Origin of the sequence: Chitinophaga varians (genome assembly GCF_012641275.1) — a bacterium.
Classification (GTDB): domain Bacteria; phylum Bacteroidota; class Bacteroidia; order Chitinophagales; family Chitinophagaceae; genus Chitinophaga; species Chitinophaga varians_A.
Window position 1 is genome coordinate 317946 of sequence record NZ_JABAIA010000004.1, and the last position, 12941, is coordinate 330886.

At 51.1% G+C, this 12941-nt stretch carries 7 protein-coding genes; 4 read left to right on the forward strand and 3 right to left on the reverse strand.

The window, feature by feature from the left end:
* Positions 1 to 677: 677 nt before the first annotated feature.
* Both HGH92_RS30700 and HGH92_RS30705 read left to right on the forward strand, forming a co-directional pair.
* Positions 678 to 8450: an Ig-like domain-containing protein gene (locus tag HGH92_RS30700; protein ID WP_168874673.1), complete on the forward strand. Its 7773-nt coding sequence runs from the start codon at positions 678 to 680 to the stop codon at positions 8448 to 8450.
* 29 nt (positions 8451 to 8479) lie between these two features.
* On the forward strand, positions 8480 to 9400 hold the full coding sequence (locus HGH92_RS30705; RefSeq protein WP_168874674.1) for a PorP/SprF family type IX secretion system membrane protein: 921 nt from the start codon (positions 8480 to 8482) through the stop codon (positions 9398 to 9400).
* 33 nt (positions 9401 to 9433) lie between these two features.
* On the opposite strand, the gene HGH92_RS30710 is transcribed toward HGH92_RS30705, so the two are convergent.
* Positions 9434 to 9949, reverse strand: coding sequence for a CinA family protein (locus HGH92_RS30710; protein ID WP_168874675.1), 516 nt, complete (start codon positions 9947 to 9949; stop codon positions 9434 to 9436).
* A gap of 72 nt (positions 9950 to 10021) precedes the next feature.
* On the opposite strand from HGH92_RS30710, the gene HGH92_RS30715 reads away from it, so the two are divergent.
* Positions 10022 to 11407 (forward strand): MmgE/PrpD family protein, encoded by a 1386-nt coding sequence (locus tag HGH92_RS30715; protein ID WP_168874676.1) that lies wholly within the window; start codon positions 10022 to 10024, stop codon positions 11405 to 11407.
* Positions 11408 to 11463: 56 nt separating this feature from the next.
* Here HGH92_RS30715 and HGH92_RS30720 read toward each other — a convergent pair whose 3' ends face one another.
* Positions 11464 to 11667, reverse strand: coding sequence for a CsbD family protein (locus HGH92_RS30720; RefSeq protein WP_168874677.1), 204 nt, complete (start codon positions 11665 to 11667; stop codon positions 11464 to 11466).
* A gap of 125 nt (positions 11668 to 11792) precedes the next feature.
* Complete coding sequence (locus HGH92_RS30725) at positions 11793 to 12278, reverse strand: hotdog fold thioesterase (RefSeq protein WP_168874678.1); 486 nt, start codon at positions 12276 to 12278, stop codon at positions 11793 to 11795.
* 66 nt (positions 12279 to 12344) lie between these two features.
* Here HGH92_RS30725 and HGH92_RS30730 point away from each other — a divergent pair, with 66 nt between their 5' ends.
* Complete coding sequence (locus HGH92_RS30730) at positions 12345 to 12875, forward strand: DinB family protein (protein WP_168874679.1); 531 nt, start codon at positions 12345 to 12347, stop codon at positions 12873 to 12875.
* The last annotated feature ends 66 nt before the right edge of the window (positions 12876 to 12941 follow it).

The following is a 12941-nucleotide window of genomic DNA, read 5'->3' on the forward strand; positions in this document are numbered from 1 at the left end:
GTTATGGGTTTTTTATCGGGTCAAAGTTATCAATTGAGGGTCTTGATTGCAATGATGCCATTACTTTCGTTTTACAGGGTACCGGTGTGTTACCTGATTATAAGGTTTTCTGAACAGTTGTACATCGTTGTAGTAAGTCTTGGATACAAGATACGAAATTGATAAATTTTTTTAGTTATTTATTTAATAATTCATAACAATCGGAAGCTGGATAAGTTCTGTAAGGCGTGAATGGGAGAGGTATTTCCGCAGCGGACCAACCTTCTTCCAAAATCCCGGGTGTACATTTTAAAATTTTGAATATCTTTGCGCCCGTTAATTTTAACCAATATCCCCAATTGCTAAGCCGTTACCCCTTTTGTCCATTCGATATCAACCCGCGTAAACCACAACGACTGTATGTATCAGACTGAAAATCAGTATTTCCCACGTAATGCTAATGTCCCGTTGCCAGTGTGGACCACACCTGTGGCCAGCTGCTATACTATGATCCCGGAAGATGATATGGCTTACCCGCGAGGCCAGTCTGTAATTTTAAGCGTATAGCCGTTGCCGGCAGATAACTGTCCCGTATAAACGTTTTCCTGATAAAAATCTTGTTCTTCTAAATAAACAGGGCATGAAAATGCACCGGAGCTATGTGTTCCGGTAAAACCTGTGGCTGTTAATTCGATAGTATGTATATCCCTAAAATGATCCGTTTCGGATGGTCCTGTTTGTTGTGGTGCCTGTTGCTGGCCGCTATGCCGGCCAGTGCGCAGTTTGTTCCAACTGATTTCGCCGCTGACCCGCAGCACACGGCTATTACGCACGACAGCCATAATAACATTTATACCGTGGCCTATGATGCTAACGGAAGGGCAACTGTCCTTAAATATGTAAACGGCGGTTCCAGTATTTATTTTGTTTACTCCGAACAAACCGGCGGCCCGGGTTATGACTACACTTTTTTCTCAGGTATTGCCGTCAACTCAAAAGATGAAGTGTTTCTGACTACTTCCATGGATGGTACCGGCGGCAGAATACTTAAAATCCGGTATAATGGCACCGGTTATGACCCTGCCGTAGTGGTCAGATCGGGTGAAGGGTATACCAACCTGGCCTTTGACCAGCAGGATAACCTGTTGGTATTACAGACTGATATGGCAACCCAAAAATGTAAGCTGGTAAAGTACCTGGCCGGGCAGGAAAACGGAGCGGGCGCTGTGTTGTGCGATGATTCCAATGTGCGGGGCGGGTTCAAACAGAAAGATTATATGTACTTTCCGTGGGGCCTGGCGGTGGATAAAAACAACACGATATATTTTACTACTTGTTTTGGACCACCGAATACGCCATCTGGCTTCAACCAGATTTTTCGGTTAAAACAAGGGGAAACGGAGCCTACTCCCATTGGCACAGGCGGTTTTACATCGCTGGCATGTGATGATAATAATAATTTGTACGCGTTGGATGTTGACCTGAACATGAATGGGACGTACGGGAGAATCCGGTTCGCCGGTGCAGGTTCGTTACTCAATTCATGGCTTTATGGGGGTATTACCTGTGATGTGAACTATGGCTACATACCCCTGGGAATTACGGTAACAGGAAATGGAAACGGCTCCACCATCTATTTTGATCAACTCACAGATTATACCAATAACCCTGTTATTGCCGGTGTGAAAAAGCTGACAGCCCCCCAGGTGGCGGTAACGGAATTGTCGGCCATGGACGGCATCGTTACCAATGCGAACACCGTACGCTATAAATTTGCTACCAATCCGGGGCTGGGCTATACGCCTGGGGCAAATGCTTTCCAACTGAACACTACCGGGCTTAGTGGCGCAGCTATTACGAATGTGACCCCTGACATGAACTATTACACGGTTGATGTAAATACCGGTACTGGTGATGGTACGCTGTCGCTGGTGCTGAAAAATGGTATGCTGATAAACACTGTCAGCAATGCGCCCTATACCGGAGCGACTTACACGATTGACAAAACGCCGCCTGTTGCCAGTTTTACTGCTACTCCGCCGGCAGCCACTTCCAGCAGAAATGCTACGTTCACTTTCACCGCCAACGAACCTGCTACCTATGAAGCCCAACTGGATGGGGGCACTCCGGCCGCAGTCACGTCTCCGCTTACCTTCATGGGGTTGTCTACCGGTGCGCACGCATTGTCTTTGAGAGCGAAAGACCAGGCCGGCAACCAGTCCACCTGGGTGCCTTTTAACTGGACCGTTCTCTCTAACCCTTCGGTGATGAACGTGGCAGTGCCATCTGCGAAATATTACCATACAACGGAAGCTCTTGTTTTTGATGTGACGTTCGACCAGGACGTGACGGTGAGCACGGCTTCCGGCACCCCTTATATTGATGTGACCATAGGTTCTCAGGCGAAACAGGCCATGTACGTCAACAATCCCGCACCCAATGTCATGCGTTTCAGTTACCAGGTGGCATTGGGAGATGACGACACAGACGGCATCACCATTAATAACCTGAACCTCAACGGGGCCACCATTCGTAATTGGGGTGGAGATAACGCTGATTTGACGCTGAAAGGCGTTGGCAATACTTCCGGCGTAAAGGTCAATACAACGATGCCTTCCTGTACGATCAGCATGTCCGCACCATCGCCTGTCAACGGGGATTTTACCCTAACGGCTGTTTACAGTGAACCGGTGACTGGTGTAAATGCATCGACTGTAAATGTCATTAATGCTACTGTGACGTATCTGGGAGGTACTGCCACTACTTATACCTTTAAGATCAGTCCTGCGCAGGAGGGGACATTTAACATGAATATGTCTCCCCAGAATGTCCGGCAGATGCTTGCGGGTAATAATGTCCTGCCGTCGAACACCATCGACTTTGTGGTGGACAAGACGGCGCCGAAAGTAAGCAGTGTGGCTGTTCCGGCTAATGGATATTATCATGAGGGAGCCTTGCTCGATTTTGATGTTACGTTCAATGAAAACGTTGTTGTGAATATTGTGGGCGGTGTACCGTCAGTTCAGTTGAACATCGGTGGCGCGACAAAGATGGCCACTTTCCTGAACAGCCCGTCCCCGAATGTGGTACGTTTCCGTTATACCATTGTTGATGGAGACCTGGATATGGACGGTATTGCCGTCACTGCCCTCAGCAACAATGGAGGCTCCATTCGTGACGCGGCCACCAATGATGCTGATCTGACGTTGAATAACATCGGCAATACCACCGGTGTGCGTGTTAACGCTGTTCATCCCTCCGTGGTGATTAGCACCAGCGTTCCTTCGCCTGTGAATCATTCTTTCACGGCTACCCTTATCTTCAGTGAGGCAGTAGTCGGCTTGACGACCACCAAGCTAACAGCTACCAATGCAGTGGTATCTGCCCTGACCACCAGCGATAACAAGACTTATACCGTTACCGTTATACCTTCAGGAGATGGGGCCGTTACACTCCAGGTTCCTGCGGACGCGGCCATGAATGTAGGCGGCAGTGGCAACCGGGCTTCCAATGTATTAAGCCTCACAGCAGATATGACGGCGCCCAAGGTGTCCGGCGTAGCTGTTCCCGCAGCAGGGTACTATAAGATCGGCAGCAACCTGGACTTCGATGTGGTGTTTAATGAAGAAATAACAGCCACCACCAGCGGCGGCATTCCCTATATTAATATTACCATCGGTTCGCAGGTGAGACAGGCGGCGTATATAAGCAACCCCGCTACTACCACTATGCGTTTCCGTTATACTGTTGTGCCGCAGGATGAAACCGTGACGGGCATCACAGTTAATACGCTGAACCTCAATGGCGGCACTGTCCGCGACCTCGCAGGCAACGATGCCAATATTACCCTGAATAATATAGGAAATACCAGTGGCGTAAAGGTCAATACGATCATGCCTGCCTGTGTTATTTCCATGCCGGCTTCACCTGTCAGCAAACCCTTTACGCTCACGCTCACCTTCAGTGAACCGGTGACAGGACTTAGCCTGACATCGCTGATGATTGCCAACGCGGACCTCAGCAACCTGGTGGCGATGAATGCCACTACGTACACCATCACCGTGGCCCCGAAGGTGCCAGGCAACTATACAGTGTATTTACCTGCCGGTAGCGTGCAACAGGCAGCGGGCGGCAATGACAACCAGGAATCGAACAAATTAACATTCGTAATGGATGTGACGCCACCGGCTGTGACATCGGTAACGATGCCACCGAACGGCTACCACAAGACAGGGGCACAGTTGAGTATCACGGTAGTTTTCAGTAAAAACGTGTCCATTACCGGCACGCCTTCAGTGCCGATCATCATCGGCAGTAAAACAGTGCAGGCTAATTATAGCAGCAGTGCAGGATACAACACGGTCCAAACGTTTACCTATACAGTCCAGGACGGAGATGAGGACCTGGACGGCATCGCCCTGGGTAGCAGCATCAACCTTAACGGCGGCACAATAGAAGACCTGGCCGGTAACACCGCCCTGCTGCCGTTAAACAACCCCGGTAACAGCTCAGGTGTGCTTGTACACACAGCAGTGCCTTCCGTAACATTGAGCAGCAACACGCTGCCGCCTGTTGGCAAAACATTTATCCTGAAGGCTACTTTCTCTGAAAGGGTGACCGGCCTGACATCGGCAGATTTTATAATGACCAATGCCACCATCAATCCTCCATTTTCGACAGACGGTGGACTTACTTATACGATGGTGGTAAAACCCGTCACGGATGGTCCTGTTTCCGTTTCCCTGCCGGCCAATGTGGCTGTGAACGTTGCAGGAACGGGTAATACCGCGTCCAACATACTGAACACAATCGCTGACGTTACACCACCACAGGTGACGGCAGTGTCCATACCTGCCAGTGATGCTTATGGTACCGGCCGGAACCTGGTTTTCCAGGTATCGTTTGACGAACCGACCGTCGTGACCGGAACGCCATTCCTGACGCTTACCATTGGTAGCCAAACCGTACAAGCGCTTTACACCGGCACATCCGGAACGGGCGCCCTGTCCTTCAGTTATCAGGTACAGGCTGGTGACAGCGATCCTGATGGCGTGGAACCAGCAACTTCCATTCAGCTGAATGGCGGCGCGATCAGAGATGCAGCAGGCAATGACGCTGACCTCACGTTGCGTAACGTACCAGCTACCACGGGCGTTATTGTCAATACCGCCACACCGGCTGTAACATTGTCTACTGCCGCGGTATCGCCGCTCAACAGTCCGTTTGTGATAACGGCTACTTTCAGCGAAATTGTTACCGGTTTTACTTTGGCTGATTTGCAGATCTCCAATGGGACAGCAAGCAACCTGGTGGCAAACGGGCCTGTTTACACCCTGATGATTACCCCAACGGCAGATGGACCTGTGCAAATTACTGTTCCGGCCAATGTTGCAGTGAACAATGCCAATACTGGTAACACAGCTTCCAATAATCTCCATGTCACCTATGATGTTACTGCTCCCAAAGTAGGCAACGTAAACGTTCCTGGCCCGGGCAACTATAAAGCTGGCCAGTTGCTGGATTTTACAGTCAATATGAACGAGGCGGTGCTGGTGTCAGGTACGCCTTCCATGCCTGTGGTCATCGGTTCCCGGACCGTACAAGCCAACTACAACGGTGGTTCCGGCACAACCGCATTGAAGTTCCGCTATGTTGTCCAGGTGGGCGACATGGACCTGAATGGTATTTCTCTGGGTGCGGCACTTCAATTAAATGGCGGCGACATAAAAGACTTGGCAGGCAACAATGCCGACCTGGCATTAAACAATGTTGGTAGTACGAGTGGGGTGCTTGTCACCGCACAACAGCCCACTGTTACTTTGAGCACCAGTGCTACAAGTCCTGTCAGCAACGCGTTTACCGTGAAAATTGTCTTCAGCGAGGCCGTGACAGGATTTACTGCCAGTGATATTGTTATCACCAATGGCAGCGCCGGACAACTGTCCACAGCTGACAATATCACCTATACAATGTTGGTTACACCAACAGATGGCGCCATCACCATCAGCGTGCCGGCCGCTGTAGCAAGGAACAGCGTGGGCAACGATAACCTGCCATCCAATACACTCAGCCTCCAGGGAGACGTAACGGCACCGGTAGTAACCAGTGTGAGCGTACCCGCCCCTGGTTATTATAAAGCCGGTCAGCAGCTGGATTTCAAGCTCAATATGTCTGAACCGGTAACAGCTGCGGCTCCCGCCTACATACCGGTGGTCATTGGTACAACTACTGTACAGGCTATTTATACCGGTGGTACGGGAACGGCTATACTGGAATTCAGTTATACGATACCTGCCGGCGCTATGGATATGGATGGTATCGTTGTGGGTACAGCCCTTAGCGGTGTTGTGAAAGATATAGCCGGTAATGCCGCCAACCCAACGCTGAATAACGTTGGCAATACCAGCGGCGTATTTGTCAATACGCAACAACCTGTGGTTACTCTCGGCACTACAGCTGTAAGCCCTGTGCGGCAGGCATTCCCCGTGAATATTACCTTCAGCGAGGCGGTGACAGGGTTCACGGCAAGCGGTATCACCGTTACCAACGGTACTGCAGGTGCCCTGCAAACCACCAACAATATTATTTATACCGCGATTATTACGCCTTCGGCAGATGGTGCCGTGACCGTGCAGATACCTGCCGGAGCGGCACAGAACATTGGACTGAACGACAATCAGGCGTCTAATACGCTCAGCCTTCAGGCAGATGTGACAGCCCCGGTAGTAACCAGTGTAGGCGTGCCCGTGAATGGCAGCTACAAAGCCGGCAAGCAGCTGAACTTCAGCGTTCAGCTATCTGAGCCTGTAAACGTGACCGGTACGCCTTCAATGCCTGTGATCATGGGTACACAAACGGTACAGGCTACCTGCACCGGCGGTACGGGAACGGCTACCCTGCAATTCAGTTATACCGTGCAAAACGGCGATAACGCCCCGAACGGTATCAGCCTGGGTAGTGCTGTAATACTCAACAGCGGTGCCATCAAAGATTTCGCGGGTAACGACGCGGTGCTGACACTGCAACACGTACCTGCCACCAACGGCATTATTGTGAAAACGAACAGCCCGGCCGTAACGCTGTCATCCGTCAGCTCCGGCCGTGTCAATACACCGTTTGCTGTAAAACTGTCCTTCAGTGAAGTAGTGACCGGCCTTACCGCTGCCGCCATACAGGTGACTAACGGTACCGCAGGCACGCTGCAAACAACGGACAATATCAATTATACTGTTGTGATCACTCCTGCCGCAGATGGCAACGTCACCGTGCAATTACCTGCCGGCGTAGCGGTTGACATCGCCGGGAATAATAACCTGGCCTCTAACCAGCTCAGCCTGGTATATGACGTAACGGCACCGGTTATCGCGCAGCAGGCATTCGATGTATATGATAACAGTCCGGCCGGCACCGTAGCCGGTCAACTGACAGCCACCGACGCTTACGGCATCGTTCAGCACTGGACGCTGGCAACAGACGGCTCCAATGGCGCCTTGTCACTCGATGCCAACGGCCGCATCATCGTTAAAGACAATGCCGTACTGCGTGGCTTTGCGGGCAAAACCATCACCCTACAGGTGAGCGCAAGCGATGGGCTCAATATCAGTACAGCCGTTCCCGTTACCGTCAACGTCCGGATTTCCTATGTCAATAAACAACCGGTGATGGACCCTGTGGCAGACGTGTACATCTGTGCTGCGACTGCGGCACAAACAATACAGCTCACCGGCGTATCACCTGTGGAAGCTGACCAGCACTATACCATCACGCTGACGGCCAACCAGCCCTACTTCGATGTGCTCCAGGCAGACGTTGTCACCAATACTGTCCGCTATCAGCTGAAACCCGGTGTCACCAGTGGTAATACGGCCATCACCATCACCCTGAAGGACGATGGCGGCACAGACAACGGCGGCAAAGACACGTACAGCCAGACCTTCTACCTGACGGTAAACCCGCTTCCCGGCGTGAGCATCAGCAGCGATAAAGGCGTCACCGTTTCCAAAGGAGATATCGTTACGCTGACGGCAACCGGCGCGGCTACCTATAACTGGCAACCGGCCAGCGGCATCAGCGGCGACCTGCATCAGCCCACACTGACAGTACGTCCCAATGCAGACGCCATCTACCAGGTGACCGGTACCAACGCTGCCGGCTGTAGCGCTGTCGCTAACATCAGCATACGGGTAGCAGATGATTATAAACTGGACGCTACCAACCTGCTGACGCCCAACGGCGACGGCAAAAACGACCGCTGGATTATCCGCAACCTGGACAGCTATCCGGACAACGAAGTGAAAATATTTGACCGCACCGGCAGGCTCGTTTACCAGCGCCGTAACTATAGCAACGACTGGGACGGCACGCTGAATGGCCGCCCGCTGGCAGAAGGCACTTATTATTATGTGTTGACCGTCAACGGCACCAGCCGCGTATGGAAAGGATTTATCACCATTCTCCGGAATGATCAATAGGAAAAACGATGTCTTATCAACATAATTACATGAGAAGTAAATTATCTTCCCTGACGAAACGCATCGCCATGCTGTTGCTCACCGTAGCGGCAGGCGGTGCCTCTGCTCAAACACTCAGTAACGTGCCGGCATTGCTGGAACCCTCCGGTACCCAGTTCTTTCAGAACCAATACCTCGCCAATGCCGCCATGGCAGGCATTGATACCGGTCTGCAGGTGAACGTGGCCTACCGGCGGCAGTTCAAACAAATGACCGGTGCGCCGGAAACACGCTTCTTTACTGTAGACGGTGCTTTGGGTAAAAGAGTAGGAGCGGGCCTGAACGTGTTTAACGACGTGGCAGGATTGATCAACCGCACGCGGGTGGCCATGAGCTATGCCTATCATTTGCCGTTAGGAGAGGGTGGACAGCAACTGCATTTCGGTCTCTCGCTGGCGCTCAACATCCAGCGGCTGGACCTTTCCCATGTAAACGGCGACCCCAATGACCCTTCTCTCGGCGCTTTCAACCGTCGTGACAACTATTTCGAAGGAGAATACGGTATGGCCTATACGAGCGGTCAACTTACTTTGCAGGCGGCCCTGCCCAATGTAAGGAGCCTTTTTACCGGTGACAATAAAACCGTAGATGGAGGCACTATCCTGTATTCAGCGGCAGAATACAGGTTCCTCTTCGATGGTGCGCTGGAAAGCCTTACGCCTAAGGTCTGTTTCCGTGGCGTACGCGGGTACGACAATATTGTGGACGTGGGCGTAAATGCCGCGTTCCTCAACAATGTGCTGAACATTATGGCGCTGTACCACACCTCCAAAAGCATTACTGCCGGATTTGGCGTAGACATTAAAAACACCGTGATGATACAGGCGCTGTACCATGCCCAGACGGGCGGATACAATAATCCCAATAACGGTGCTTATGAAATAGGCGCTTCCATGCACCTGTTTAAATAAACAATGACATACCATCATAAAAAAGCTCCGCTGTCAGCGGGGCTTTTTTTGTGTGACGTTGGTAAGGATGTCCAACAGAATGGCGATGACGGTATTGGTATAATAATACCTGATGGTTACCGGGTCATCTTCGCCGGGTGGCGGCGTAATACGGGCTGACTTCATTTCCTCTCCGTCGGCCGCGATGCTGTAGTAGGCGTACAATTCCGTGATGCCTTTTTCCGGTACCGTAGAGGCGTACCCGGTAATGCCGATTCCCCAATGTGATGAAAAAAGGGAACAACAGTTCTCTGATAATGCGCGCGCAGTTTCAGCAGATACACAGTCGCATTGTTGCCCGTGGATAGGGTCCAGGCCCAGGTGCCGGGCCTTTTGTCCGAGGTTGTACGCTGTAATGCCACCCTGAAAATATTCAGTGGCATTGTCGGCCGATGAGAAGGCCACCTGTAACATGCCGGCGGTAACGCTTTCCGCTACGGCCAATGTCTGTTGACGCTTGATCAGGATAGTTCTGATCCGGTTAATGGTTTCGAGATGTTTGCTGTTCATAACAAGGCTCATTTCTAATCCCGTGCCAGTGTTTGGCACGGGGTTTACAACAGATTTTCAAAAAGAAGATCCATGACACAGACAGAAAAGATCGCTGAGTTTGCTCTACGGTATCGTTATGCAGACATACCGCCGGACATACTGTCCCGTTTGAAAACCCACCTGTTGGATGCGGCCGCATCCTTTATCTGGGCCCAATTTCAGGAGACGCCCCGTAAAATGGAGGCCGGCATCCGGCAGTTATATGCGCCGGAGCAGCCGCTGGCGGCAGATCATGCTGCCCAATGTTATACGGCCTATATCCGTTACCCTGATTTTATGGATAATTTTCTGGCGAAAGAATCTACCTGTCACCCCAGTGATAATATCGGCATATTGCTGGGCGCCTGTCATCTGCGGGATATTTCCGGGGAAGACTTTTTATCGGCGATGGCTACCGCCTACGCAATAGAATGCAGGCTTACGGAGATTTACCCGGTGATGATAGCTGGCTTTGACCATACCACGCTGCTGGCGTTTTCGGCTACTGCCGCCGCCGGCAGGCTGATGGAGCTGTCTGCCAAAGCGCTTACCCATGCGCTGGGCATCGCCGGCTGTAATTTAAATCCTATTGTTACCTCCAGGGCTTCTTACACCAGCGAGTGGAAAGGACTGGCTTCTTCACTGGTCAGTGCGGATTGTATGAACATCGTGATGATGGCAAAAAACGGAATCACCGGCCCGCCGGAACTGTTTGAAATACCGGAGAAAGGGTACGACGCCATTCACCAGCAAAAGCTGGAACACGACTGGACGGCAGCAGATTTTCAACTGCTTTCCCGTTGTGTGCTAAAGACGTATAACGCGGAAGTACATACGCAATCAGTGCTGGAGCTGTTGCAGGAGATGGCAGAGGAATACCCGTTCCGGGTGGCGGAGATCACGGAGATAAACATCACCACTTTCCTGACAGCGTATCATATTGTAGGTGGAGGCGAATACGGCGACAGAACAAAAGTTTTTTCCAAGGAGCAGGCGGACCACAGCCTGCCTTACCTGGCGGCGGTGGTGTTGCTGGACAAACAGGTATACCCGCCGCAGCTTACAGCAGAAAGGATAGCGCAGGAAGACGTACAGAGCCTGTTGCAGAAGGTGAAGATACACACGGGTTTCCCCCTACACAAGCCGGTAAAGGTGGCAGGCCTCTTAGATCCCTATACAGCGGCCTATCCTGATAAAGTAAGATGTAAGGTGGAGATCACGACTATTGACGGGCAGCAGTTCACCGGAGAAAAAGAAGATTATAAAGGCTTTTTCACCCGCCCACTGTCCTGGGAGGAAATAAAAGAAAAGTTTATAAAATTAAACAAGCCTTACATCTCAGCGGAGGAAATCGACAAGGTGTGCGATATCATTGAACGGCTGGAAAGTCACACTGCCAATGAGCTGTTGACTGCCATGCTTAAAAACAGTTTATAAAAACACAGCCCCGGACCCAGGGCCCGGAGCTGTGTTTTTATACGACCGACCTGGAATTATAATTTATCGATCCATGATTTCACCTCTTCCTTTGTTTTGCCTGTTTTCTGCTGGATGCGCCCCAGCAGCTCATCTTCCTTGCCTTCTTCCCATAACAGGTCATCATCTGTAAGATCGGCATATTGTTGTTTGATCTTACCCTTTAATTCATTCCAGTTGCCTTTTACCTTCAGAGCAAAGCTGTTGTTTTGAGTGTCCATAGTAAACAGTTTTTTGGGTGAATAATATTTTATACCTAAGTGTTCAAATATTAAACCACCAGTAGATGTGCCTGTTTTTGCGGGTTGCAGACATCAAAAGCGAGGAAAAAGATCCCCGGGCGCGGTCATCTGTCGACAATTTGCTTACCCATGTCCGCGGCTGAGCCGGACAGAAACGACGTTTTGTCCATAACGGCCACGGTATGCCGGCAGATGCAGATGAGCCTTTGTTCATCGTCGGTGATCCTGATTTCCCAGATATGGCTGCGGCGGCCGAGGTGTATAGGCGTGGCCGTGCCATGCACATATCCTTCACGGGCGCTGCGGACGTGATTGGCATTGATTTCCATGCCCACGCATATTTCTGTGGCGGGATCTATCACCAGGGTGGAAGCAATGCTGCCCACTGTTTCCGCCAGCGCTACCGATGCGCCGCCGTGTAAGATACCGTAAGTCTGTACCGTACGGTGGTCAACTGGCATGCGTATACGAAGATAGTTGTCGCCAATTTCGATGAACTCCATACCGAGGTGTTCGTTCATCGTGGATTTTCCTCTTTCATTCAGGGCTGCGATGGTAATATGGGTGTGCCAGATTGTTTTTGTGGTCATATGATATACATCTTTTTTTGCAAACCGGAAATATAGTAATTTAGTTGGCTACATAATACCACCAATATGAAACCTCTCAAATTATTGCTCGCCACAGGCATCGCGGTATGCCTGTCTCTTCAGATGCATGCCCAGCAGATCACCGGCAAAATGATCAAAGAATGGGAAAGGGCCAAGACATACACCCGGGAGTACCTGGACGTTATGCCGGAAGGTTCTTACAGCCTGAAACCAACGCCTGAAATGCGTTCTTTCGCAGAACAGATGCTGCACCTCGCAGAGGCCAATTTCGGTTTTGCAGCTGCCGCCAGTGGCAGTACCCTGCCCGGAAAACCCGGTGACATGGAGAAAAACTCCGACAAGACCAAACCGGCAGTGACCAAAACCGTAATGGACAGCTATGATTACGTTATCGACAAGCTGAAAAACATGACGGACGCACAACTGCCGGAGAAAATCAAACTCTTTGGCCGCTTTGACCTCACCAAGGGGGAAGCCATGGAGAAAGCGTTTGAGCACCAGACACATCACCGCGGACAGACTACTGTTTACATCCGCCTGGCCGGTGCTAAACCGCCACAGGAAAAACTGTTCTAAGCCGGACTATCCGTTTTGTCGCAATTGGACGCAGCGTATGCCGGAGGATAGTTGTTACTTTGCCCC